Source organism: Priestia sp. SB1, from assembly GCF_038898415.1.
Genome location: NZ_JBBJSS010000005.1, coordinates 189,347 through 214,100 on the forward strand (window position 1 = coordinate 189,347; position 24,754 = coordinate 214,100).

Sequence of the window (24,754 nt, forward strand, 5' to 3'; positions counted from 1 at the left end):
TGAAAATAATGCTCAGAAAGGAGGCTGAAGTAGTGGATATTAAAGGCGAACACTTGCTAATGGATGCGTTCGAATGCGATGAAGTGATATTAAATGATCCCTCACTTTTAAGGCAAATTCTTATTGAAGCTGCACTAGATGCAGAGATGGAAGTTTTGCACTGTTATTTTCACCAGTTTACGCCCCAAGGCATTACAGGTATTCTCGTATTAGCTACCTCCCACTTGTCTATTCATACTTGGCCGGAGGAAAACTACGCTTCATTAGATTTTTATACGTGCGGAGATAAAGAAATAATTGAAATTGGTTATGCGTTGCTGAAGCAATTAGCTTCAAAAAAAGCTGTTGTATATTCAATTTCTCGCGGAATTCAACACGCCGAAACTCTAACAAAAAATCGTCAGCATGCTGCAAGCACTCGTCTTCTCAATCGTGGAGATGACTCAGATCACATTAGTCTACAGCAGATCTTATCAGGTCAGCATGACATCTTGTTTCATCAGAAAAACAGTATTCAAGATATTCAGCTGATTAAAGCATCTGATATTCGAATGTATTTGGATGAACAGCTGCAATTTAGTTCATTGGATGAACATGCGTACCATGAAGCTCTTGTGCACCCTATCTTTGCAGCTTCCTTAAGTCCTCGCCGCATTCTTATTCTAGGCGGAGGAGATGGTTTAGCTTTGCGAGAAGTTCTTAAATATAAGGAAGTTAAAGAAATAGACCTTGTGGAAATAGATGCTGACGTTGTAAATGCTGCGATAAATGTAGAAGAATTAAAGAAATTAAATCAACACTCGTTTGAAGATTCTCGTGTCACTGTTCATATTCAAGATGCTGTTGACTACCTCTCTTTGAATTCAGCGTGTTATGATATCATCATTATTGACTTTCCTGATCCTACTAACAAAAAAATAAGTGCTCTTTATACAAAAGAATTTTACACACTTCTCCAACGTTCACTATCACACAGAGGCTTAGTCGTATGTCAGTCAAATTCTCCTAGAGACACACCTATCGTTTTTTGGAGCATTAATAAGACGATGAAAGCTTCTCAGTTTTATACGTTGAGCTACCACACCATTATTCCCTCTTTTGGAGATTGGGGTTTTCACATCGGCTCGAAAACATCTTTGTCTGCCCCTATACTCTCTACTGATGTTTCATCTACTACGCTGCCATCAGACTTTACTAAGCTAATGCGTTTTTCTCCTCATTCTCTTTCTAAAAAACAGTTTGCGGTTGTGAACTCTGCTGAGCACTTGGTTCTGCATAAAATATTTAAAAAAGAAGGCTTATACTTGTAAAAAAGAAAGCTTGGCTTATACATTCCTTTTCTTTTGACATACTAAGATAGTCTCGTCATCACTGCGCGTTAGAAAGGATTGTTATGAGAAAAATTTCGGTTTTTGTTATCTTATTGCTAACTGTTATTTTCCCTTCCCCCGCTTTTAGCCAAGTGAAAGTACCTATACTGATTTACCACTCTATTGATTCCTACACAGGCCACGGGGAAAAAGAACTTTATGTGACACCTGAAAATTTTGAGAAACAGCTTCTTTATCTCAAAAAGCAAGGGTATACGCCGCTAACATTTGAAAAATGGCAGGAGCTGAAGCGCGTAAAAAAGCCTATATTTATTACATTTGACGATGGATATAAAAATAATCTTACTATCTTGCCTATTTTTCAAAGAGCAGCCAGCCCTCAGTTTCATCCAGCGGCTACAATTTTTGTGATTTCAGATTTTATTGGCCGTCCCAACCGTTTGTCGCCAGCGGATTTAAAAAAATTTGTTGATTCAGGATTTTTTTCTATTCAGTCTCATACCGCTACTCATCCGGATTTAACTAAGACGAAAAATTTATCCTATGAGCTAGCTGATTCAAAACGAAAAATTGAAGCCATTACGAGCCAGCCCGTTATTGCTGTTGCTTACCCCTATGGCAAGGTTAATAACCGCGTAGTGGAAGAAACAAAAAAGAATTATACATTTGGTCTTTCAACAATTCCAAAATTTTTCACTGAGAGCGGACAAAAGGATGAAAACTATCTTATTCCTCGTCTGTACGTCACCTATTCTACAACGATTGAAGATTTTGCTAAGCTATTAAAAGAAAGCTAAAAACCCTTTCCTTAAAAGAAAAGGGTTTTTAGAATTTTGTTATTTCCAGTCCTCGCTCTTGCTGCCATTCAGCATAAAAAACTTCGCTGTATTCCTTTATTTTCTTGATTGCAAGCTGTTTTTTTAACCACTTTTCATCTACGTTTGCTTCTTTCAAATTACCAGGCACTACTTTTCCATCCATGATTAAAGCAATAGGTAAATTAGTTTGAGAATAAGGGATGTTTAAATCATTTTTCGTCGGAGGGCCGAATTCGTGTTTAGGAGCGACGCTCACTTCTCCATTTGTTTCTAAAATGACATATTCTGCTTCATACAGTGAAAAATACCCTTGCTGTCTCATTAGATGCTGAAGCTGATTTAAGTCCAAGTTGTTTTTCTTAAGCTCTTTATAAAGGATTTTCCCTTTATAAATAATCATTGAAGGCTTGCCTTCAAGAATTCCTCTAAAACCTGTAAAGGTTTGAGATAGCTTTGTCACTGCGTAGATCAGAAGCCCCCAAATCAAAACGCTGTAAAGAATTTCAGTTAACTCTACTCCTTTTTCAAGAGCTGCATCCCCCACAATATTTCCCAGGACAAGCGTGGTAATAAAGTCAAACGGAGTGATTTGAGCAAACTGCGTCTTACCTAAAAGCTTCAGCATAATAAATAGCGCTAAAAATCCACATATCAGTTCAATCGCAATATCTTTATACATCGATACCCTTCCTCTATAGCAAGCATGTTATAGTATCAGTTTGTATCATATGTGAGAGTAATAAACCTCCCTTTTCATTTTTCTTTCCTTCGTTTTCCAGCTATAGAACTTTTGATTAAGCTTTTTTCTTACTTGCATAGGTTTCTAACGTTATATATTGATTAAAAATGGATGAGGCTGCCTTTTTTCCTACATATCTAAGGTGCCATGGTTCGTATTTATAACCGGTAACTTGTTCTTCACCTTGAGGATATCGAATAACGAATCCGTATTGATACGCATGTTTTGAAAGCCAATGAGCTTCTAGTGTATCAGCAAAGCAGTCTGTCGCAGCACATATTCCCTTTCCTCCGGTGACATCGATTGCTAGTCCCGTTTCGTGTTCACTCGTTCCTGGGTAGGCGCTATAGGTGCGTGCTTGTTCTTCACCGTCTCGCTTTGCGTAAAATGCAAAAAGCTCTTTTTGCCGCTCGTGAGATCGATAACCAGATACGCCAAGTAAGCTGATCCCCTCTTTTTCCGCGTCTCGAAAAAGTTCTTCAAGAGCTTGTGCCGCAGGCTTTCTAAGCATTCGTTTTTCTATTTTTTCGTTAAAGATAAACGGAACGTCGGCATAGACTAAATCGGAAGGCTGGTAAGATTCAGGAAGCTGATGCTTCTTATTAACTAAAGCCGTAACCGATTCTGGATTGGCTATTACCACTGTTTCGTCTACATTAGATTTCATTAAAGATGAAGAAGCTGATGAGCTTTCTAGTTTTTGAGCCTGTCCATTTTTTGTGAATTCTCCGGCAGACTTTGATGAAGAATTGCTTGTGCCGCACCCTGCTATCATCAGCGCAAAAGCTAAAGAACAAATAAATAAAAAGTATTTCATGATGTCTTACTCCTTTCACATGGCTTTTGATACGCTATAAAAGCCTGTAAAGAAAGAATAAAACATAAATGTTTCTGTCTTTTATTCAGTTGTTTCAAACTTGTAAACACTCTTAAAGAAGTTTAGTATGCGTAAAAAAAAGACTGCCTAAGCAGTCTATTTCAAAAAGATAATATACGTATGAACTTGATTTTGCGTAAAGCTCGATGCAACTAGTTTATTTCCTGATTGACTCCAGGCAAGCTGATCAGCGGCATAGTCTAAATTTACGTTTAAGTGTGTAACATCTCCTGTTAATCCATCTGCTATGAATATCCCTTTATCTCCCTCTTTTTCAGAAATAAAATTATAAGCTAATTTCGAACCGTCGGGAGACCAGCTGACACCAAAAATTTGAGTGGACAGAGCAAGCTGAAAGGCCTCTGATCCTTTTAAATCTGTGATAGACAGCGTTCTCGTTTGGGCATCTTTTTGCTGAACGAGCGCTAATTGCTTTCCATTTGGAGACGGGATAATAGAAACCACATTATCTCGGATTTTTTCAGGGTCCGTCTGTTCGTTATGAAGAAAAAAAAGCTGGTTGTTTACACCAATATAATAAATGCCACCTATCCCTTTAACTGCATCTAAGATTCGATCGTCTCTGTGCAATAGAGGTTCTGCTTTTCCTTTTACATTTGCTTTAGAAAGCTTTCCTTCCATTGTAATAAACATTACTTCTGAATTATTAAGCCACTCTCCGCTTGATGGGTAGAGAAGAACATTCTTGATTTCAACTGTTTTTTTTGTTTGAACGTTCATTATATAACCAAATGTATCTTCGCCTTTTGCAACTTTATAAAAAAGATATTTGCCATTTGGAGAAAGCTTCGCCGCATGTTGAATTTCATTGCTTGGATGCAACACAAAAGTAGACTTGTTTTTTAGATTATAAGTAGCTAAATTCTGCGCATATACCTCTTTGGGACCGAAATCGTGCGACCGAAATTGTTTATTTTCTTGACTAACAATCACTGTGTTTTCATTCAAAAATTGAAACGCTCTTACTCCGTTAATATCTTGAACGTCTTTCACTTCTATTTTTCCATCTTGATTTACGTGGTCCAATACAGTAATTTTCTTGTCTGGTTTTTCAACCGTTTCTCTATGACCTTCTCCTTGGCCGCATGATGCTAAAATAAGAAAAGTGCTTGCGATATATATCATTAATCTATACCGTTTCAATAACGGTTCACTCCTTTTAGCTAACTCAGTTCTCGTTTTTTAAAGGAAACGACACTTTAAAAGTTGTCCATGTAGAGTCAGAATGATGCAGCTTGATAACACCGTTTTGTTTTTCAGTTAAATCTTTTGCTAATGCTAAGCCAAGACCTGTTCCTCCGGATAAACGCGACCGATCTTTATTTACGGTGAAAAATGGTTGGAATAATTTCTCTTCTGCTTCGGGTGGAATTCCTATTCCGGTGTTGGCTACATCTACAATGATAGAATTCTCTAAAGTATAAGATGCTACTTCCACTTTTCCTCCGGGTTCATTATATTTAATAGCATTGTCAATTAAATTAATAAAAATGTGTATTAAGCTTTCGCGATCAGCCCAAACAACCGCTTCTTTTATATTTGTATGAAGAGTCAAATCAAATTTAGCAGCTTTTCCTTTCATACGATCGCATATGTCTTCTAGAAGCCGTTTCAATTCAACTTGCTCTGGTCGCTGCTCGAAATCATATTTCTCAAGTGCTGAAAGCTTTAAGATTTTATCCACCATTTCATGGAGGCGATTCGTTTCTTTACGAATGTTCTGCACACCGTCTTCCATAAGCTGAGGATCATCTCGATACATATCAAGTAAGTCAACATAAGCTTTGATCGATGTTAAAGGCGTCTTAAATTCGTGGCTAATGTTACCGATAAACTGCTTTTGCTGCTGTTCGAGAGACTGCAGTTTCGAAATGGCGAACTCAAGCTTTCTTTTTTCTTTATTCATTTGATCGATGTTTTTTTCAATCGACGTACTCATAAAAAACAAGCCTTGACTGAGCTCTCCGAGTTCATCGCGCCGTTTGAAGGGCACATCAGTTAAATAATGGCCTTTTCGAATCTGCTGTGAAGTTTTTTGAAGCGTAGCGATGAGAGAAGCAATGCGATAAAAATAAGCATAGCCAATTAAAAAAGCTGCTGCCGCTGCAATCGTTCCCCCCATACGAAATAAGTGCCTAATGTCAGCTATAAACTGCTGATTATTTTTTAGGGAATGGTCAAAACGAAGGACGCCAATAAATTGATTCTCGATTGACACAGGTGCAAAGTAAATAAGGGAAGAACCCGAGATTTGATAGGCTATTTTTCCTTTCAAAGCATAGCTAAGCGTATCAGAAACATCCACATCTTTTTGGCCGATGGGAATAGAGCTTCCTGCTTCCTGTCCTTTTTGATTATATAGGACTGTTTGCATTCCGCTTTGTGATGCAATTGAAGATGCAAGGCGCTGTCCTTTTTGCTGAAGAAAGGAATCTGTATTCAGAGACGGGTCACCTGTTACATAACTTTGATGAATCGTTTGCTCCGCTGCTTTGCTTTTTTGAATAAGTTCACTTTCTAGCTGATCACGCTGATTGGTCTCAATTCCTTTTAATACGAGTACGCTCAGTACGGTTACTGTTAAAATAATTAAAAAAGCAAGAACGAGTCCCATCTTAGCTTTTAGGCTGATTTTCATTCATTGATTCCTGCAGTCGCTTTATATCCAACCCCGTATACCGTTTGAAGCAAATAAGGCTCTGCTTCTCCTACTTTTTTTCGAAGGCGCTGCATGTGAATATCTACCGTACGTGTACCGCCTGCATAATCCATTCCCCAGACAAGATCTAGTAAATCTTCTCGTGTGTACACTCTCTCTAAATTGGCAAGCAATAAAGCAATAAGATCAAACTCCTTTGGTGTAAGCTTAACTAACTCATTATCAACATGTAACGTGCGCTGAATTAAGTTCACTTTCACTTTTCCCACCGTGATTTCTCCCACAGCTTCAGGAGCTTCATTTTTTTCTATTCGCCGAACAAGTGCTTTAGCTCTAGCTACAAGTTCTCTTACATCAAATGGCTTGGTCATGTAATCATCAGCGCCTAACTCTAAACCTAGAACTTTATCGACGATATCATTTTTAACCGTCAACAAGATAATCCCCATTCCTCTTCGATTCTCAAGTTTTCGGCATACTTCGTAGCCGGTTAGTTTTGGCATCATCACATCTAATATCATCACGTCAGGTCGAAAGCTTTTTACTTTTTCAAGTGCTTCTTCACCGTCAGATGCTGTGTCTACAATATATCCTTCGCGCTTGAAAGCATAAGATACCGCTGTGGCAATACTTTTTTCATCATCTACTACTAAAATCCTTTTATTCAATGTATCACGTACTTTCATTTGATATTTCTCTTCGTCTATCTTATCAAACAGCTTTAGCAAAAACATCTCCAAGTTGTTTCGAAATTGTAAACAAAAATAAAGAGATTGAGACATAACAAAATCAATTCAATCTAAAGACGCACAAATGAGATAAAAGAGGCTTAGTATGGAGCGCTTTTGACACCGCGGTTGATTTCCGTGCAAGGCTTCGCTTTCCGCGGGCGGCCGCTGAGCCTTCTCGTCGCTTGCGCTCCTGCGGGGTCTCACCTGTTCTGCTTTTCCTGCAGGAGTCTGCGCCTTGCCCTCCAATCAACCGCTTGAGTAAACTAAATAGATGAAATCTACGTTTACATGACCATAAAAAAATCCGAATAAAGTTGATTTTCCTTGAAGAGTCTCGATTCATCGATCCAATTTTCTTTTAGCTAAAATCATGTTGTCTTAGCTTTTTATTAGCGTTATTATTCATTTGTAAAAGGACGGATTTTATGAGTATTCAAATATTGATAAAGAAGCTCTATACGCTGTTCGCTGCTAATAAAACCGATATACCCGTCCGGTCTAATAACATACAGTGCATCTTTTTGAAGCCCTGCTTTCTTCATATAGGGGTTCCAAGAAAACTCATGCAAAGAGAAGCCTTTTTCTCTCATGCTCTTTTTTAGCTTCTGTGCTGCTGTTCCATAGACGTGTATTTGCCAGTTTAAGGACTGTAAAGATTCAAAATTCCCTTCCACATAAGGTAACCGATCACCACTTTGCACATTTGTCCCTTGTCCGCTGCTTAGGTTACTATTTCGATATTTAATGCGGATTTGAGATAAAATTGTAAATGCTTTGTGACGGAGATAAGGAAAGCGAAATAAAAAGGACAGTACAGGCGGAAAGATATGCTTTCTAAAAAATTGACTCGTTTTATCTCTTGCCACCATTCGCTTAAAAGCGCGATCAGTTGTATTTACAAGCAGCTCTGCAAAAGGTAACCTTTCTTCTTCGTATGTATCTAATATGGAAAGTGCCGCTTTGTGTTGAAGGACAGCTGCTAATTTCCATGAAAGGTTGATTGCATCTCCAATTCCTGTGTTCATTCCTTGGCCGCCTGCAGGACTATGAATATGGGCTGCATCTCCACTTAGAAAAATACGCCCTTGTCGGAAACGACTTGCTACTCTGTGATGGATATTGTATGTTGAGAACCAATTTATATTTTCAATCTCAGCACCAAATGTTTGTTGAAGAAAAGTTTGAATATTTTCAGCTTTTATATCGTTTTGATCCAAAAGAGCTGAAGGAATAATGCCGATCATTCGATACGTTCCTTTACTTCTAACAGGCATACAAATCAAAAATTCTTCATTGCTAAATGAAATACTGATTTTTTGATTCTTCATCACTTCACCAGAGCCGTGAACATCCATCACATAAAAATGCTGTTTATATTTTTCTCCTTTAAACTCTATATTCATTTGTTTACGAACTGTACTGTGTGCTCCGTCACATCCACAAATATACTTAAAATAAGCGGTTTCCTCTTGCTGGGCTTTTAATAAAGTTTTTATCCCTTCTCCGTGTTCAGCTAGAGATAGTAACTCCGTCTTCCATTCTACTTCAATCCCAAGATTTTTTAATTTTTCAAGCAGAAACCGCTCGTGGTCGTCCTGTGGAAATGTAAGAACAAAAGGAAAAGGACTTAATCCTTCTCCTAAAGATCCTAGATGAACTTTTGCTTTTATTTTATTCTTTACTCGGACGTATACATCTTCCATCTTAATCCCGCGGTCTATGACTTCATCTGCAAAACCGAACTGCTGATAAAATTCAAGGGTTCGCGGTAAAATAGCCATTGCCCGGGAGGCTTGCCCAGGCCCTTCGTTTCTATCAATAATTCGAAAAGAAATGTTATGTCTGGCTAAATTATAGGCCATCACAAGGCCAGTAGGTCCGGCACCAACGATTAGGATTTGTGGCTTCATCATTATCTCTCCTTCTCATTCAGTTGCAGTATTTTTTATATTGAGCGAGACTTCTCTTTTTTCACAGAAGATGCAGGTAAAGCAGAAGCAAACAGAGCACACAAACTTATTAAAGAGATAAGAGCTAGAGCAGATACAGAAGAATTCCATGTCAGATGTTCTCCAAAGAAAAATAATTCTCTTACGCCATCTACCATAAATCTCATTGGCAGCCATGGATAAATCCACTCTCTATAAAAATCAGGCATAATTTCTGGGGCCATTGAAAGCAAAGGTGCGCCAAAAAATAGAATAATAACGAAAATTGGAAGTCCCTTTAGTCCTAGCCATGAAAGTACGGCTGATATCAAGGTGAAAAAGCTGAAGTAAGCAATAGCTAAGAATAGTGCCGTATCCAAAAATGAAGGAACGCTTATTCCAACTACTTCAGCTAGCCACGCTAGCCCGAAACCTGCAGCTAAAGCAAGTGTAGCACCAATGATTACGAACCCTACTTGGTTAACAATTTTCTCTTTGCGAGAAGAAAATGTGATTTTGTGGATGCTGAGGAAGACAACTGCTGCCCCTGCTATGCTTGCCATCCACAGCGGCTGAAATAATGAAACGGGGGCATTTCCGTTGACACTATGAGTCCCTGTTTTATTGACGTTTATCACTGTCTTTTGAATCGGTGCAGCGAGTGCTAATGCTTGGTTTGCACTTAGTTGCGTTCCGCTTTGTTCAAATCTTTTCACTAGCTGCAAGCGCATATTTTCATTCATCTGATCAACTGCTCCGTTTAGCACCTGACTGGCTAGTGTTGAAGCAGCTGTATTCATTCCTTGATTCACTAACAATCTAATAGCAGGTGCCTCAGGCTGAGCCGTCTGAAGAGTCGCCTGTTTTTTGGTGAAATCTTTTGGAATGATAAGCGCTCCGTAGTATTTTTGATTATTTAACCCTGTTTCAACTTCTTTAGTAGTTGATACAAAAATCCATTTAACCGAAGCCTGTTCAGCGCTTGAACTCTTCATATTTTGTTTTATATGATCTCCTATATTTACCTTACCCTTTGCTGGAACTGTCATTCCTTCGTCGGCATTTACAAATGCGATTGGCAAATTCTTAGGTGCTTGGCTTACTGAAGGAATTAACGTTAGGGTAAAAATGAAAATAACTGCTACCACTATAATTGGTGAAAGATATATAAGCTTTTGGTTACTTAATTTCATATAGATATCCCCTTCTTTAAGCATATACACGTTTATGGAAAGATAATGTACATGCTGTTGATTAGTGATCACTATGTAAATTATAATAAATTTACCTGCATTCTCAATATGCAATAATCATGGGAATGTCGCTTACTTAACACAAAACACATAACTGTTCATTATTAAAGAAAAAAGTAGGTGTTTAAAAACTGTGGGGAATTCAAAAACAGATCGTAGAATTATTCGAACGAAGAAATTTATCCGAGATGCTTTAACAGAATTAATGGAAGAGAAAGGATTTGAAGGCGTAACGGTCAGAGATCTGACGAAAAAAGCCGATATTAATCGAGGAACTTTTTATTTACACTACCAAGACAAATACGATTTGCTTGAAAAAAGTGAAAATGAAGTCATTCAAGAAATAAAAGAATTTATCAAAAAAGCAAATCCAAATGAGATTGTATCTGCTAATTTGAAAGAACAGCCTTTGCCGTTTATTATTGCGCTTTTTGAATATATTCAAGAGAATGCGCGTTTTATGCAGGTTATGCTCGGTCCAAAAGGCAACCCTGGCTTTCATCTTAAAATTAAAGAAGTTATGAAAACCAATATGCTGGAAAAATTAGAGCTCATGGATAATAAAACGCCTCCGCTTGTTCCACTTGAACATTTAATGTCTTATGTAACGTCAGCGCATCTTGGCGTCATTCAGCACTGGCTAGAACAAGATATGAAGCAGTCACCTAGAGAAATGGCTCTGACACTCGCTAGCATGACTTTTTTGGGTCCTGCTTATGTTGCAGGCATTAAGCGAACATAAAAGAACCTGCTATTCTCTCGGAGAATAGCAGGTTCTTTTTATTAACCTTCTAGTAATAAAGATTCTGGATCTTCTAATAGTTCTTTAACAGTAGCTAGGAAGCTTACGGCTTCTTTGCCGTCAACGATACGGTGATCGTAAGAAAGTGCAATGTACATCATCGGACGATTTTCGATACGCTCTTCATCAATTGCTACCGGACGAAGCTGAACTTTGTGCATTCCTAAAATACCAACTTGAGGCCCGTTTAAAATTGGTGTAGACATTAATGAACCGAATACACCGCCGTTTGTAATTGTGAACGTTCCACCTTGTAAATCTTTTAATGCTAATTTGTTGTCGCGCGCTTTTTTCGCTAAATCAACGATAGATCCTTCGATACCAGCGAATGTTTTACGGTCAGCATCACGTACAACTGGAACAACAAGACCGTCTGGAGCTGACACAGCAATACCAATATCGTAGAATTTTTTAATTAATAACTCGTTGCCTTGAATTTCAGCATTTAATAATGGGTATTTTTTAAGTGCTGCTACTACTGCTTTTGTGAAGAATGACATAAAGCCAAGTCTTACGTCGTGCTGTTCAAAGAATTTGTCTTTGCGTCGTTTGCGAAGAGCCATAACAGCCGTCATGTCTACTTCGTTAAACGTTGTCAACATAGCCGCTGTTTGCTGAACTTCAACGAGACGTTTGGCAATTGTTTGACGACGACGTGACATACGTTCGCGTTCAACAGGTTTGTCGCTATTTTCACTTGCCGCTGGAGACGGAGATACCGGGTTAGCTGGCTTACTTGCTTGTGCCTGCTGTTTTTGCTCATTTGATTTTTGATCTGCATATGAATCAATATCATGTTTACGCACACGGCCAAGAGGATCAGTAGTTGGTACTTGATCTAGCTTGATTCCGCGTTCTCTTGCTGCTTTGCGAGCTGCAGGAGAAGCAATCAGCCATTGTTTTTGATTTCCTTGTTGAGGCGCTTCAGCTGCTGGCGCTACTTCTTCAACTGTTTTTTGCTGAGCTGGAGCAGCTTCTTGTTTTGATGCTTCTTCTGCTGGTTTTTCTTCAGCTTTTGGTGCTGCTGGTGCTGAAGCTCCTTCTTTCGCTTCAAGACGTGCAATTGTTTCACCAACTTGTACTGTGTCGCCTTCGCCAGCAAGAAGTTCTGTTAGCACACCAGAGTCTTCAGCTGTAATTTCAACGTTAACTTTATCTGTTTCAAGTTCAACGATATAATCGCCTTTTTCAACGAAATCTCCTACTTGTTTTAGCCACTGTGCAACTGTTCCTTCAGAAATTGATTCTGCTAATTCCGGTACTTTAATCTCTCCCATGGTTCATTCCCCTTCCTTATCGTGTAACAACGTCGTTAGCAATTTCATTTTTAGTTAATGCATCTTGTAAAATACGTTCTTGTTCTTGTCTGTGAACTGTTGGATCTCCTTCAGCTGGACTTGAGCGTCTTGTGCGGCCGATGTAGTCAACAGTAGCTCCTTCTGGTGCTACTTCACGCAGTCGATCTTCTACATAGTTCCATGCGCCCATGTTTTCAGGCTCTTCTTGTAACCAGACAATCTCTTTTAAATTTTTATAGCGAGCAAAGATTTCAGCAATTACGCGTCTTGGGAACGGATAAATTTGTTCTAGACGAAGAACGTGTAGCCAATCTTTATCATCTTCTGCTTTGTTTAAGCGTTCCGTTAACTCACTGCTGATTTTTCCGCTGCACAGAACGATTCGTTCAACTGCATCTTCTTTTTTGCCTAATCCAGGCTGTTCTACTACTAAGCGGAAAGAGCCTTTTGTAAACTCTTCAAGGTTTGACACACTAAAAGCATTACGAAGCAAACTTTTTGGTGTCATAACTACTAGCGGTCTTACTTCTTCGCGCTGTAAAATGGCAGCTTGTCGTCGAAGTAAGTGGAAATATTGCGCAGCGCTTGTTACGTTTGCGATTGTCCAGTTGTTTTCTCCAGCTAGCTGTAAATAACGTTCTAGACGAGCGCTTGAGTGTTCTGGCCCTTGACCTTCATGGCCATGTGGCAGCAATAAGACCATTCCAGATTTTTGTCCCCACTTAGCACGACCTGCTGCAATAAACTGGTCAATAATAACTTGACCTGCATTGGCAAAATCACCGAATTGTGCTTCCCAAAGAACAAGCGTTTCAGGAGCAAATACATTATAGCCGTATTCAAATCCAAGCACTGAACCTTCAGATAATGGACTGTTACGAATATCAAAGGAAGCGCTTACGTTCTTCATTGCGTGTAGTGGTGAGTAAACATCCCCTGTCTTATGATCATGAAGAACAAGATGTCTATGTGCAAACGTACCACGTTCAGAATCTTGGCCTGTAATACGAATTGGCGTGCCGTCTCTTAAAATCGTAGCAAATGCAAATGCCTCACCCAATGACCAATCCACGCTTTCATTTTCTTCAAACGCTTTGGCACGTTTAGATAAGATACGATCAAGTTTTGGAAATACGTTAAATCCTTCAGGGTATTTCACTAGCTCTTGATTCACTTCAAACAGCTCTTCTTTTGTAACAGATGTATCAATATCTGAAATTCCTTTGAAGACTGCTTGTGGCATTTCCATAATTCTATGTTGTTTTTCAGCTTTTGGCGGTACTTTCTCATAAGCTGCTTTTAACTTCGCTTGTAACTCTTCATTAATTTGATCTGCTTGACCGCTTTGAATAACGTTTTGTTCTTCGAGCTGCTTTGCATACATAGCACGAACGGTTGGACGTTTTGTCACAATTTCATACATCTTCGGCTGCGTTACAGACGGTTCATCCATTTCATTGTGGCCAAATCGACGGTATCCAATTAAATCAATCAAGAAATCTTTGTTAAAACGTCTGCGATACTCATAAGCAAAATAAGCAGCCGCTAAACAGGCTTCCGGATCATCCGCGTTTACGTGAACAATTGGAATTTCAAACCCTTTTGCTAAGTCACTTGCATATTTTGTTGAACGAGAATCGACGCTTTCTGTTGTAAATCCAATCATGTTGTTAGCAATAATGTGGATTGTTCCACCTGTTTGATAACCAGTCAATTGATTTAAGTTCAGCGTTTCTTGTACAATACCTTCACCAGGGAACGCAGCATCTCCGTGAATTAAAATCGCGAACGATTTTTTTACATCTTGTTTCGGGTATCCATTCACATCACGCTCATCTTGAGCCGCTCTTGTAAACCCTTCCACAACCGGATTAACAAACTCCAAGTGACTAGGGTTACTAGCCAATGTCAAACGAGCTCGAACTGTGTTCTCTGCTTTAATTTGTTTGTCGGCACCCAGGTGATATTTTACGTCTCCCGTCCAGCCGTAGTTGATACCGATTGAACCTTCTGAAGGAACTAATTCCTTGTTAGGCGCATGCTGGAATTCCGCAAAAATCATTTCATACGGCTTGCCTAATACGTGTGCTAATACATTTAAACGTCCACGGTGAGCCATACCGATATTAACCGTTTTTGGGCTTGTTTCCACTGAGCGTGCAATCAGTTCATCTACAAGTGGAATTAGCATATCTACGCCTTCAATAGAAAAGCGTTTTTGTCCGACAAATGTACGGTGTAAAAATTGTTCAAAGCCTTCTACTTCTGTTAAACGCTTTAATACAGAAGTTCTTTTCTCATTTGAAAGAGGTTGGAAAATAGCACCTGACTCGACCATATCAGTCAGCCACTTATTCTCTTCCATGTTATGTACGTGATGGAATTCAAACGCAATGGTTTTTGTGTAGACATCTGTTAAATAGTTAATTGCGTCTAAACCATTTTTGACGTGTGATGGCGCATTCGTACATAAAATATCAACCGGAATTGATTTTAAATCTTCTTGCGTTAAATTGTAATCTTCCAAGTGAAGCAAGACAGGATCTTTCTTCTCGCTTTCAAGAGGCTTAATTGACGCGTATAGATGACCATAAGCACGGATGTTTTCCGCTAGCTTAATAGCCGATGCAATTTTAGATGTGTTAGCTGAAGGTGCAGCCTGTGCGTATTCAGCTTGCTGAACCTGCTCACTTTCGTTTAATGGAGGAGCACCCCAATAATCAAATAATTCTTTTAAGTCTGGATCTACTAGATCTGACTGCTCTTCATATAACTCATACTGTTCTAATACATAGCCATAGTTCGGACCCAAAAATCCTTGCCAAGGCTCCCCTCTATTCGACGTTTCGTTACCCATGATAAAACCCCCAACGAGTTATAATAATTGTCGTACTCAACAATCTTTCCATTTTGAATGTCGATTACCTTATCGTCTGACATCTTTACAACGAGTGATAAATCTCACTGCGTGTGTATCTGATATCTGCTTATATTTTACCACTCTTTTACTCGTCAATCAAAATGAAATCGCTATATTTCTTTAATTTTTTTTACTTTTTTAATAGTCTTACTACTTTTTGAAAGCGTTTTATAAGTAAAGCTGATTAAAGGTCGAATCAGGTGTTAATTAATTGTTATTGACCTAGCTTTTGGCAAAATTAAATTGCTTGAAACATATTTTATGACTATTAAAAAAAAGAAGCAGTGTTTTGCTTCTTTTTTTAAAACTCATCTACGATTTTTTCAACGTCTTTAAAATAACCATCATCTACTTCTGTAAGCTTGCTGCTTTTCGCCGCTTCGAGTAAATGAGTGAACCAAGTTAGTTCTACTTTCAAATGCATAATCGTGCGCATAATGATCGACAGATTTGCAATGGAATGATCCACCTTTTTAACTTGGTACAAATTTTGCATTTTTTCTAAATAAGCTGCCGTTTCCTCAATCTTTTTTTCTAAAGCAGAAGCCACTTTTTTTTGATCCACGTAAGAAGTAAATGAAAGAGCAGCATAAACAGGTCTATGCATATGCTCTTTTTTTAACAGCTGTTCAAAATAAAGGCGTTCAAATTCTTCTCTTCCTGCATCCGTGATAGAATAAACGGTCTTTTCAGGTCTGTTCGTCTCTCGAATCACATCGACTACTTTCACCAGCTGATCTTTTTCGAGCGTATCAAAAGCGTAATATAAAGAACCGCTTGCAAGTTTAATATAGTGCTTCATTTGTCTTTCATTAATGGTTTGCTGAATTTCATAAGGGTGCTTATTTCCTTCCATTAATAAGCCCAGTATGACTAATTTAACACTCATAACACCTTTCACCTCTTGATATGCATCTTATTTAGTAAAAAAAGCACGAATAAATTCGTGCCTTTTCTATTTTTGAGCTGCCGGTTCCTTAGCTTCTACCCGCTTTTTAGGGGGAACTTCCACTCGTTCATTTCCCATTAAAAAGACAGTAATAATAGCTACTGCAATTGGAATAAGAGCAAGCATAAATGCATACGTGATCGATGTAGACATAGCATCAACAATCTTATCTAATATTTGAGGCGGAATGCTCTTTCGGGCACTTGATTGAAAAACTGCACTCGGATCTCCTATTTGAGAAAATGCTCCTTGTGATCCATTTCCCATACCTTGAAAATTGCGCTGCAGCTCATTTGTAAATGTATTGCTTTGAATCGTTCCAAAAATCGTAACTCCCAGCGTCATTCCTAAAGAACGAGCAAATGAGTTTGTTGAGTTGGCAGAACCTCTAAACTGTGGATCTAGCTTATGAGTTGACGACGTTGGTAAAAGAGAAAAGCTAAATCCTACGCCAAATCCAGTCAAAATCATAAATACCGTGAGCATCCAACGAGGTGTATCAGGTTCCATTGTTCCTAACAAGAACATTCCTACTGCAAATGAAAAAACGGACATAATCATCAAGTTTCGGAAGCTTGTTTTTGTGAGAAAAATCCCGCCGATCGCACTTCCTGCTACTGAGCCTAACATCATCGGAGTTAAAATTAAACCTGCATTTGTAGCAGAACCTCCGTAGACAGCTTGAACGAAAATAGGAATAAATACCGTTAAAATAATAAACGTTGCTCCGTATAAGAAAGCGAGAATTTGTGATGTTGCAAATAAACGGCGCTTGAACATCCAAAATGAAATAATCGGCTCTTGCGCGCGCTTTTCCACAAAAAAGAAGAGTGACAGCGCCACAGCAAAGATAGCAAAAAGAGATAAAATTTGCGGAGAAGACCACTCATACTCTTTTCCTCCAAGTTCAAGAGCAAACATTAAACTTACTACTGAAATGACAAGAGTGGCTGCACCAGCCCAGTCAATTTTTTGCTTTTTATGACTTTTTGACTCTTTATAAAAGCGCATAATAAAAAATAACGATAAAAGTCCAATTGGCACGTTCACGTAAAACACCCAGTGCCAGCTGATGTATTCCGTAATGTAAGCACCGAGAAGTGGACCAAATACGCTTGCTGAGCCAAAAACGGCACCTAATAATCCCGTCATTTTCCCGCGTTTTTCAGGAGGGAAAATATCAAATACGATGGTAAAAGCAATCGGAAGAAGCGCTCCTCCTCCAATTCCTTGAATCGCTCGGTAAATACTTAGCTGCACAATGCTTTGTGCTAAACCACACAACGCGGATCCAAGTAAGAATACGGTTAACCCAAAAATAAAAAACCGTTTACGGCCGTACATATCAGATAGTTTACCAAATATCGGCATACCTGCCATCACGGCAACCATATAAGCGGACGTAACCCAAACAAACTTATCTAATCCGCCTAGATCAGAAATGATTTTCCCCATAGCCGTCGCTACGATGGTATTATCCATGGCTGACATAAAAATACCGAGCAGCAATCCTGCTACGATAAAACGAATATGTTTTTCTGATGAAACCATTTCAGTTCCTCCTTTCGCGTCATCTTTTTGATGAACAGAAATGATAGCTACTTAAATTATTATATTCAAATTTGAGTATTTTACAATCTTAAATGTGCTATTTTTTAGAAATAAACATAACAAAAGCGTAATGGATTCATTACGCTTTTACTGTGAACTGAGGTTCTAATTCGATCTCTACATTTCCTTGAATGGCTCTTGAAATCATACAGGACGTTTCTGCTTTTTTTATAAGTCGATTGATTTTCTCTTCTTGGGCCGCGAATTCAGGTGTGACGATCACGTGAGGTTTATGAATGATTTTTTCGTACGTAAACACACCATTCGTTACGTCCACGATAGCTTCTGATTCCATCGTTAAAGCCTCCTGATGGATTCCACTTCTTTCTAGCATCGCTGCAAGCGTGATAATGTAGCAGGTGGCTGCTGCTCCTAGCAGCATTTCATCTGGATTTGTCCCGGCTCCTGGCCCGTCCATTTCTGGTGGAATAGAAATGTTTGTTTTTAATTGCCCTGCTTCAATTGTTCCCACTTCATTTCGGCCTCCTGGCCAATTTGCTTGCAAATGAAAGTGATGTTTTGCCATAGTGTATCCTTCTTTCTTCTATATAATGATGTATACTTAGCGTACCTTTTTTGCTCATAAAATAAAAATGTTCTGCTTGTAACAGCAAAAAGACTGCTAAACGTGCAGTCTTTGTTGTTCTCTAACTTAAAGGTACTTTCTTTTCGCTTTCAACGACAGTTTTGATTAATGAAGGCAGCCAGTCCTGCAGGTTCGTAAATGAATATCCCCAAAAGCTAGCTTTTTCATTGCTCATCGTCCAAGAATGATCTACTCCGTACGGAGAACTATTTTCATCCGTTAAACGAGAGGTTGTTCTTGCTGTTTTATCCGCTGCTTGTTCAATATATGAAAATAAATTTTTGAGTGAAATGGTACCATTTGAACAAGCGTTAATCGGCCCTTTTAGCTTCTGTTCTGCACACCAAACTAAAAATTCACCTGCTTCTTCCTGTGAAATGAAGTTCATTTCTGCTTCAATAGCCGGTACACCAATTTCTTCTCCATGCATAATTTTTTCTATGTGAAAACGCAAGCGGTCCGTATAATCATCTTTTCCCATGACAATTGGAAAACGGACAGCTGTTACCGAAAACGGTGCTTTTTGAAAGAATACTGCCTCGGCTTGGCGTTTTCCTTCTTGATAGGAAATATTTTCACGGCGTGTATATGAAATAGGATACTTGTATGGATCAAAATCTTCTTCATAACACGTTTTTTCTAAAGAACCATATACTGAAAGAGTCGAGGTAAGTACATAGTGACTCGTACTATGACGAAAAGCTTCAACAGCAACAGCTGCGCCGTGTGAAGAATAGCATATTTGATCGAAGATAACATCCCATTTTCTTCCTCTTGTTGTTTCGATTACAGAATCTTTTTCTACACGATCAAGAAAAATTCGCTCAACTCGGTCGCCGAAATCATCCGGTGTTTTACCTCGCGTTGCTAACGTAACCTGTACTCCTTTAGAAAGCAATGTCTGAACTAAATTTTTTCCGAAAAAACGCGTTCCACCTAACACAAGTGCTGTTTTCATCTTTTTCTCCACCTTTCATATTTGATATGGGTGACCATACCATTATTATCCAACTTTTTCATCCATAAAGCTATGAATCTTTCCGCTTATTTTTTTGTACTTCCACCTATTTTTTCGCCACTGCCGTGTTAAGATGTACATATCTAACCAAAAGGAGCGACAGCGATGAATCCTTCTCCACTTCCCCTTAACGAACGTCTTGTTATTCTTGATATTATTCGGGGCATTGCTTTGCTGGGCATTTTTTTAGTGAATATACCGGCTTTTACTTCTCCGATATTTATTTTTCAGCTGTACAATGTTTCTTATAAGTATGAAGGAATAGATGCTTATATTGATTTATTCTTGCAGCTGTTTGTCCAAGGGAAGTTTTTTACCATCTTTTCTTTTTTGTTTGGACTTGGATGCGGAATTTTTTTGCATAGAGCTGAAGAAAAGCAGTACTTTGCCGCTGCTTTATGGTCAAGAAGAATGGCTGCTTTGCTATTAATCGGGCTTTTTCATCTTGTCTTTTTCTGGTATGGAGACATTTTGCATGTGTATGCTATTGGCGGTCTTTTATTATTCTTTTTTTACAATCGAAAAGCTAAGACGATTTTGCTGTGGGCAATAGGCTTGCTATGCTTTTTTTATCTTTTGGCTTGTATGCAGTTTTTTACTCCAGCACACGTCTTGCAGGAGGCTCAGTGGGAGTATAAAGCTTTACATGAACATGTCTTAACCCAATATTTATCCACCTACAGGCAAGCAGACTATTTATCTTGGCTGTTTTATCGTTTGAATGTTGAAGTGGTGCCTATGCTATTAAATCTACCGTTTTCTATCTTTCCCGTATTTTCTATGTTGTTATTTGGCTTATATACGGCTAAAAAAGGATTGGTACATAATATCGAACAAAATCGTTCTTTTTTCAAGAAAATTCAGTCAATAACAGGCGCAGCAGGTTTCACTTTAACTATTATTCTGGCCATGCTAAAAACAGAGATTTTAAGATACGAACTCTATCAGCAAGCGGCCATTCACCTTTTTACAAGTTTGAGCGGCATTTTTCTATGTTTTTTTTATCTTACCACCTTACTGTTATTCCTGCAATTTTCTCCTTACGCTTCAATGCTGGGTCTTTTTAAGTATAGTGGAACAATGGCATTAACAACTTACCTTAGCCAAACTTTAATTTGCCTGTGGATGGTTCGAGTCTTTGGTTTATACGGAACTCTTACCTTAACGGAAAGCACGGTTATTTGTCTCATCATCTATACACTCCAGCTTTTTCTTAATAAGTGGTGGCTTTATTATTTCTATTACGGTCCGTGTGAATGGTTATGGCGGAGCTTTACATACCGATCTCTCCCGCCTCTCAGGCGGAATAGAAAAGCTTCAGCTTAACAGCAAATCGGCCTTCAAGGTTGAAAGCCGATTTGTCTCCTTTACTGCAAAGGCGGTATAGTTATTCGTTTAATTCCATTTGTCTCAAACTCTCGTATATAATCCATTTCTCGATGAAAAATTTGCATAAAAACTTCATTTTTTATTTCTTTAGTGGGTCCTATTTGCTCTATCACATCTCGTTTAGCCATGCGATAGGCTAGCGCTTCCCAAAACACTTCGTTATCGTATTCTCCAATAATATCTTGAAGAGAATCTTCATGTTCTTCTGTAAACATAACCTCACTGTTTAGCGTGTGAAAAGGTCCTTTTTCAAGGAAAGGCTCTGCATGTGAAAACATTTGTTTTTCTACATCCGTATATTCCTGTGCATGCTCATCTTCCACTCCAGAACATGCTGTGACCATCCAGTTACCTAAATAAATTAAATCAAGCAGTTGAAAAAAGTGCGTTTCAGATAGTTGAAGTTCAATATCGTTTTTTACAGGAGCTTTTGACATAAGCGCGGATCTCTCCTTTAATTTTGAGGGTAGTTGCTACTAAATAAAATAGCTAAAAGGGTTAATATGCAGGCTAGCAGGAAAACTGAAGAAATGGCTTCACCTCTTTTCTGTAGTGTAAAAATAGAGGTACTGACATCCAAAGAAGTGAATACGAAGGGTGTAAACTTATCATAATCGAAATAAAGACAAGATACAAGATTTTTTTACTAAATTTTCTGACTATTTTCGTCATAAATACCTATTTTTGTTTTGTTTATACTAGAAAGGTCCGAAATTTGTGTGCTGAGCTGTTCAAAATAAAAAAGCGCTGAACCAGGCGCTTTAACGGTGTAAAAAAATAGATAAACCAATAAAAAAAGCAGCTAAAATAAAATCAAAAATCCATTGCCACTTCTCACGTTTTAACAATACGTGCTCTACCCCTGATAACAGCGAACTTATACTAACCAAAACAAAAATAAAGCTTAATTGGTTAAACGAAAATTTAGTGACAAAATTTGATACAAGTATGACTGCTACGGTGATGAACAGTGCCATTTGACTTATAAGTACCCATTTAATTCTCTGTTTATATCCGTCTTTTAAAGCTTGTAATAAATCGTTGCTGATCACTCTCGCTAAACCCCTTTTGTATTCCTATCGTCAAAAGTAAGAACGCAGCAAAAAACGCTTATCTGCATCTTAACTACTTAGCAAAACTAGCTATTAAATCGAAACATAAATATCAACTTGACTGCACTCAGGATCAATACAGCGTTCATCATATAATTCAAAGTCTATTTTATAGGCACGATGATTTTTTTTAGCCCACTCGCGAATATAAGCCCAAGCCTCTACTACTACCTGTCTAGCTGGCCCAACAGCTGTTGTAAACACCATATATTCACCTTCTGGGATGATGAACTCTCTCATATCATCTTTGAGTTCGCCGCCAGGTAAAACTTCATATCCTAGAGCAAATGTAAAATCCATTTTTTGATTATATTCAAATTCTGTATAAAGAGCAAATGTATTACCATTTACTTTATTGGCGATTTTATTAGCTAACTGTTGTTTATAAAAAGTCTGCCAGTGCTCAGGAATAAGACCTGTGCCCGTTTCTTCCACAGGTTCATCTGTTCGAATAGGCACTCCTACAACAGTAAATTCATTTACCTTGACTACTTTTTGACTTACGACTAAGTCAGTCAACATATTGAGCCCCCTTAATTCTTCTTTTTCTGTAGTTACAATGAGGGAAATACTTCTTAATATGCATTTTATTTGTATTCAAAGAAAACGTCAACCTTTTATGCAAATCCCTTAACGAAGGGGCTGAAGATCATTCTTCTAAACTATAAAAAAAACGATTCTATTTTCTTTGTACACATCATACGTATAAGATACCCCTAATTTACAATAGAGTGAGGTAAAAAAATGAAGATCATTGAACTTGCCGAATTCATTAAAACAAGTAAAAAAACAACTAAACTTGCTCTCTCCTCTTCTACAGTACAGTATACATTAGAAACAGATGATTTGAAAATTGAATTAAAAACAGGCGGCACGAATAAGCGAATCGTGTTTTTTCGCATCTTCTTAAAAGGAACGTACAAGGATTGGATTTGTTATCACCGGAACGAACATCATATTTACGAATTGTATCAAAATATTCCTTTATCTCCTAGAATGCAAAAGCAGCTTTTGTATGCTATTGCATCATAAAAGAGCTGGCTTAGTTAGCCAGCTCTTTTATCGGTATATCTTTTGTTTTATATATACTAAGCACAATGCCAATGAACACCGCATTTGCAATTGTGGGACCCATACCATAACTTATAAATGGCAACCATACACCCATAATTGGGAGGAGATTAAACGACATACCTAAATTATAAAGCAACTGAAATGCATACACGCTTACGCTTCCGGAAACAAGCATTTTTCCAAACGGATCGCGAATCTGTTTAATTAACAGTATCATTTTTACTAATAAAGCACTCAACACTAGCATAATAAAAATTGAAATTCCCCAGCCGTAGGCATAGGTCAAACCTGCATATACAAATTCTGTGTCGATCCCACCTATTCGGTATCCCTCTGATGGATTAGCTTGAGGAAGCCACTCAGCCTGATGGAACAGGCGAGAAAGATGTACAGGGACGTAGCCTGCCCCTGCTGGATCTTTCCCTGGATGCAACACAATTGATAGACGACTTAAGTAATAAGAGCTTCCTGAAAGGAGCAGCATAACGGCTATAATTATAAACAGTGTGAGTAGAAACAACAAAGTGATCTTTTTAGCATGTTTACGAGCACTAAATATAAACATAGAAGCGATCATGATGATGTACATCATCACATTAGGAATACTAGTTAAACGCCCGTATAAGACTATGGTTAAAATAAATAGTACTGCTATAATGGGAACGTTACATGACCTACGTTGTAAAATATATCCCCAACCTATTAAATAAAATATTAAAATGAAATTTAAATCTAGGCTAAAAAAAGATAGGTTTACTACGGTTGTACCTTGAACGTTTGGTTGAATCCTTTCTGGCAATATATGCAGATTAAATACTACAAGGAGGAGTGTAGGAGCTATAAATGCTACCCACCCCCACTCTCTCCACTTGCGGTAGTTTTGAAAAGCACATACTGCTGTCAGGGCTAGTCCAATTAATGCAGTAATAAGTTTGGTTTCCATTGATATAGATGAACCTAGCTTAATTGTCAACATTCCTAAGCCTAACGCTGCAACAAATAATGAAACTAAGATCCAATCAATCTTTGTGCGGTATAGCTTTTGAAAGCGTCTGCTTAGTTCCGCTGAACTGCCCATTTGTTCAACAGCTTTTTTTTCAGCTTCCTCTTGAGAAACACCGCGCTGAATAGATTCTCGTTCTAAGTTTTTAATATGGGCATCAAGCTCTTGATGCACTGCTTCTTTTGCTTCTTTATGTTTTATTTCTTGAGTAATTGACTGTAAAAATTCTTCTTTTTTCATTGTCCTCCTCCTAATAACCCTTGAAGGACAAAAGCTGATCGTTGACTTCCATTTTCTAAGCTTTTCATTACCTTTTTACCTTTACTATTCAGCTGATAGTATTTCTTCTGATCTTCTTTCCAGCGGCTTGTTACGTATGATTTTTGCTCAAGCTGATGCAGCAGAATGTACACAAACCCTTCTTGTTCATCAAACTCTTGAATTCCTCTACTCCGTAATTTTTGAACAAGTTCTATTCCATTTTTTTCAACTGACAGAAGCTGTAGCGCTGGCAGTAAAATGTTTTCTTGTTTTATTTGTCGCTTAATAGCTTGCTTGTGCTTGTCAGTAAACTGCAGGTTTTGGAATACAGATTGCTTCATTGAGCCTTTTAGATGACGTAATCTTTCATCCAT

The 24,754-nt window shown here is 38.2% G+C and carries 24 protein-coding genes; 5 read left to right on the top strand and 19 right to left on the bottom strand.

Going from position 1 to position 24,754, the window contains the following annotated elements; genetic code table 11:
• The first annotated feature begins 32 nt into the window (after positions 1-32).
• The gene (locus WKH56_RS19175; protein WP_310883908.1) at positions 33-1,310 is read left to right on the top strand and encodes a polyamine aminopropyltransferase; all 1,278 of its coding nucleotides are present in this window, start codon (positions 33-35) and stop codon (positions 1,308-1,310) included.
• A gap of 83 nt (positions 1,311-1,393) precedes the next feature.
• Entirely contained in the window at positions 1,394-2,128 is a 735-nt protein-coding gene (locus WKH56_RS19180; protein WP_063247749.1) for a polysaccharide deacetylase family protein, read from the top strand.
• A gap of 28 nt (positions 2,129-2,156) precedes the next feature.
• Here WKH56_RS19180 and WKH56_RS19185 read toward each other — a convergent pair whose 3' ends face one another.
• From WKH56_RS19185 to WKH56_RS19220, 8 genes are all read right to left on the bottom strand, one after another.
• Complete coding sequence (locus WKH56_RS19185) at positions 2,157-2,828, bottom strand: DUF421 domain-containing protein (RefSeq protein WP_063247748.1); 672 nt, start codon at positions 2,826-2,828, stop codon at positions 2,157-2,159.
• 115 nt (positions 2,829-2,943) lie between these two features.
• Complete coding sequence (locus WKH56_RS19190; RefSeq protein WP_048019055.1) at positions 2,944-3,705, bottom strand: M15 family metallopeptidase; 762 nt, start codon at positions 3,703-3,705, stop codon at positions 2,944-2,946.
• A gap of 156 nt (positions 3,706-3,861) precedes the next feature.
• The gene (locus WKH56_RS19195; protein WP_047750609.1) at positions 3,862-4,929 is read right to left on the bottom strand and encodes a TolB family protein; all 1,068 of its coding nucleotides are present in this window, start codon (positions 4,927-4,929) and stop codon (positions 3,862-3,864) included.
• Between the two features lie 25 nt (positions 4,930-4,954).
• Positions 4,955-6,424, bottom strand: a complete 1,470-nt coding sequence (locus WKH56_RS19200; RefSeq protein ID WP_028412872.1) for a sensor histidine kinase — start codon at positions 6,422-6,424, stop codon at positions 4,955-4,957.
• Positions 6,421-7,113, bottom strand: a complete 693-nt coding sequence (locus tag WKH56_RS19205; RefSeq protein ID WP_063248100.1) for a response regulator transcription factor — start codon at positions 7,111-7,113, stop codon at positions 6,421-6,423. Before WKH56_RS19205 ends, WKH56_RS19200 begins: the two co-directional genes overlap by 4 nt.
• Before the next feature lie 121 nt (positions 7,114-7,234).
• Positions 7,235-7,426 (bottom strand): hypothetical protein, encoded by a 192-nt coding sequence (locus WKH56_RS19210; protein WP_168760334.1) that lies wholly within the window; start codon positions 7,424-7,426, stop codon positions 7,235-7,237.
• Between the two features lie 148 nt (positions 7,427-7,574).
• The gene (locus WKH56_RS19215; RefSeq protein WP_231099225.1) at positions 7,575-9,086 is read right to left on the bottom strand and encodes an FAD-dependent monooxygenase; all 1,512 of its coding nucleotides are present in this window, start codon (positions 9,084-9,086) and stop codon (positions 7,575-7,577) included.
• 35 nt (positions 9,087-9,121) lie between these two features.
• A complete protein-coding gene (locus tag WKH56_RS19220; protein ID WP_048019053.1) occupies positions 9,122-10,297 on the bottom strand; it encodes a YhgE/Pip domain-containing protein in 1,176 nt (391 codons plus the stop codon).
• Positions 10,298-10,490: 193 nt separating this feature from the next.
• Between WKH56_RS19220 and WKH56_RS19225 the strand changes: the two genes are divergently transcribed.
• Complete coding sequence (locus tag WKH56_RS19225; protein ID WP_033579400.1) at positions 10,491-11,099, top strand: TetR/AcrR family transcriptional regulator; 609 nt, start codon at positions 10,491-10,493, stop codon at positions 11,097-11,099.
• Positions 11,100-11,140: 41 nt separating this feature from the next.
• On the opposite strand, the gene odhB is transcribed toward WKH56_RS19225, so the two are convergent.
• The 6 genes from odhB to WKH56_RS19255 all read right to left on the bottom strand — a co-directional run bounded on the left by odhB (position 11,141) and on the right by WKH56_RS19255 (position 19,481).
• Entirely contained in the window at positions 11,141-12,436 is a 1,296-nt protein-coding gene (odhB, locus tag WKH56_RS19230) for a 2-oxoglutarate dehydrogenase complex dihydrolipoyllysine-residue succinyltransferase (protein ID WP_048019052.1), read from the bottom strand.
• 16 nt (positions 12,437-12,452) lie between these two features.
• Positions 12,453-15,314, bottom strand: coding sequence for a 2-oxoglutarate dehydrogenase E1 component (sucA, locus tag WKH56_RS19235; protein WP_033579402.1), 2,862 nt, complete (start codon positions 15,312-15,314; stop codon positions 12,453-12,455).
• Positions 15,315-15,678: 364 nt separating this feature from the next.
• Positions 15,679-16,266, bottom strand: coding sequence for a PadR family transcriptional regulator (locus WKH56_RS19240; RefSeq protein ID WP_028412866.1), 588 nt, complete (start codon positions 16,264-16,266; stop codon positions 15,679-15,681).
• A gap of 66 nt (positions 16,267-16,332) precedes the next feature.
• Entirely contained in the window at positions 16,333-17,877 is a 1,545-nt protein-coding gene (locus WKH56_RS19245; RefSeq protein ID WP_048019051.1) for an MDR family MFS transporter, read from the bottom strand.
• Positions 17,878-18,016: 139 nt separating this feature from the next.
• Positions 18,017-18,463, bottom strand: a complete 447-nt coding sequence (locus tag WKH56_RS19250) for an OsmC family protein (RefSeq protein ID WP_033579404.1) — start codon at positions 18,461-18,463, stop codon at positions 18,017-18,019.
• Positions 18,464-18,584: 121 nt separating this feature from the next.
• Complete coding sequence (locus WKH56_RS19255; RefSeq protein WP_028412863.1) at positions 18,585-19,481, bottom strand: NAD-dependent epimerase/dehydratase family protein; 897 nt, start codon at positions 19,479-19,481, stop codon at positions 18,585-18,587.
• Between the two features lie 165 nt (positions 19,482-19,646).
• Between WKH56_RS19255 and WKH56_RS19260 the strand changes: the two genes are divergently transcribed.
• Positions 19,647-20,867, top strand: a complete 1,221-nt coding sequence (locus WKH56_RS19260; protein ID WP_048019049.1) for a DUF418 domain-containing protein — start codon at positions 19,647-19,649, stop codon at positions 20,865-20,867.
• Between the two features lie 41 nt (positions 20,868-20,908).
• Here the strand turns inward: WKH56_RS19260 and WKH56_RS19265 are convergent, their stop codons facing one another.
• The 3 genes from WKH56_RS19265 to WKH56_RS19275 form a co-directional block, all read right to left on the bottom strand.
• Positions 20,909-21,367 (bottom strand): hypothetical protein, encoded by a 459-nt coding sequence (locus tag WKH56_RS19265; RefSeq protein WP_033579407.1) that lies wholly within the window; start codon positions 21,365-21,367, stop codon positions 20,909-20,911.
• Positions 21,368-21,691: 324 nt separating this feature from the next.
• Positions 21,692-21,982 carry a hypothetical protein gene (locus WKH56_RS19270; protein ID WP_013057601.1) on the bottom strand — a complete coding sequence of 97 codons (291 nt, stop codon included), beginning with the start codon at positions 21,980-21,982 and terminating at the stop codon, positions 21,692-21,694.
• A gap of 93 nt (positions 21,983-22,075) precedes the next feature.
• Positions 22,076-22,564 (bottom strand): GyrI-like domain-containing protein, encoded by a 489-nt coding sequence (locus WKH56_RS19275; RefSeq protein ID WP_033579408.1) that lies wholly within the window; start codon positions 22,562-22,564, stop codon positions 22,076-22,078.
• 222 nt (positions 22,565-22,786) lie between these two features.
• Here WKH56_RS19275 and WKH56_RS19280 point away from each other — a divergent pair, with 222 nt between their 5' ends.
• Positions 22,787-23,074: a hypothetical protein gene (locus WKH56_RS19280; RefSeq protein ID WP_048019048.1), complete on the top strand. Its 288-nt coding sequence runs from the start codon at positions 22,787-22,789 to the stop codon at positions 23,072-23,074.
• 10 nt (positions 23,075-23,084) lie between these two features.
• Here the strand turns inward: WKH56_RS19280 and WKH56_RS19285 are convergent, their stop codons facing one another.
• Together WKH56_RS19285 and WKH56_RS19290 are read right to left on the bottom strand one after the other, a co-directional pair.
• The gene (locus tag WKH56_RS19285; RefSeq protein WP_310883909.1) at positions 23,085-24,359 is read right to left on the bottom strand and encodes an FtsW/RodA/SpoVE family cell cycle protein; all 1,275 of its coding nucleotides are present in this window, start codon (positions 24,357-24,359) and stop codon (positions 23,085-23,087) included.
• Positions 24,356-24,754, bottom strand: coding sequence for a PadR family transcriptional regulator (locus WKH56_RS19290; protein ID WP_048019046.1), 399 nt, complete (start codon positions 24,752-24,754; stop codon positions 24,356-24,358). The genes WKH56_RS19285 and WKH56_RS19290 overlap by 4 nt, the downstream gene beginning before the upstream one ends.

Bases quoted from the DNA above. Each gene is read 5' to 3' on its own strand.
- WKH56_RS19180 (WP_063247749.1), top strand. From the start codon at position 1,394: ATGAGAAAAATTTCGGTTTTTGTTATCTTATTGCTAACTGTTATTTTC.
- WKH56_RS19260 (WP_048019049.1), top strand. From the start codon at position 19,647: ATGAATCCTTCTCCACTTCCCCTTAACGAACGTCTTGTTATTCTTGAT.
- sucA (WP_033579402.1), bottom strand. From the start codon at position 15,314: ATGGGTAACGAAACGTCGAATAGAGGGGAGCCTTGGCAAGGATTTTTG.
- WKH56_RS19275 (WP_033579408.1), bottom strand. From the start codon at position 22,564: ATGTTGACTGACTTAGTCGTAAGTCAAAAAGTAGTCAAGGTAAATGAA.
- WKH56_RS19250 (WP_033579404.1), bottom strand. From the start codon at position 18,463: ATGGCAAAACATCACTTTCATTTGCAAGCAAATTGGCCAGGAGGCCGA.
- WKH56_RS19215 (WP_231099225.1), bottom strand. From the start codon at position 9,086: ATGAAGCCACAAATCCTAATCGTTGGTGCCGGACCTACTGGCCTTGTG.
- odhB (WP_048019052.1), bottom strand. From the start codon at position 12,436: ATGGGAGAGATTAAAGTACCGGAATTAGCAGAATCAATTTCTGAAGGA.
- WKH56_RS19190 (WP_048019055.1), bottom strand. From the start codon at position 3,705: ATGAAATACTTTTTATTTATTTGTTCTTTAGCTTTTGCGCTGATGATA.
- WKH56_RS19285 (WP_310883909.1), bottom strand. From the start codon at position 24,359: ATGAAAAAAGAAGAATTTTTACAGTCAATTACTCAAGAAATAAAACAT.
- WKH56_RS19220 (WP_048019053.1), bottom strand. From the start codon at position 10,297: ATGAAATTAAGTAACCAAAAGCTTATATATCTTTCACCAATTATAGTG.
- WKH56_RS19245 (WP_048019051.1), bottom strand. From the start codon at position 17,877: ATGGTTTCATCAGAAAAACATATTCGTTTTATCGTAGCAGGATTGCTG.
- WKH56_RS19255 (WP_028412863.1), bottom strand. From the start codon at position 19,481: ATGAAAACAGCACTTGTGTTAGGTGGAACGCGTTTTTTCGGAAAAAAT.
- WKH56_RS19185 (WP_063247748.1), bottom strand. From the start codon at position 2,828: ATGTATAAAGATATTGCGATTGAACTGATATGTGGATTTTTAGCGCTA.
- WKH56_RS19200 (WP_028412872.1), bottom strand. From the start codon at position 6,424: ATGAAAATCAGCCTAAAAGCTAAGATGGGACTCGTTCTTGCTTTTTTA.
- WKH56_RS19240 (WP_028412866.1), bottom strand. From the start codon at position 16,266: ATGAGTGTTAAATTAGTCATACTGGGCTTATTAATGGAAGGAAATAAG.
- WKH56_RS19265 (WP_033579407.1), bottom strand. From the start codon at position 21,367: ATGTCAAAAGCTCCTGTAAAAAACGATATTGAACTTCAACTATCTGAA.
- WKH56_RS19290 (WP_048019046.1), bottom strand. From the start codon at position 24,754: ATGGATGAAAGATTACGTCATCTAAAAGGCTCAATGAAGCAATCTGTA.
- WKH56_RS19280 (WP_048019048.1), top strand. From the start codon at position 22,787: ATGAAGATCATTGAACTTGCCGAATTCATTAAAACAAGTAAAAAAACA.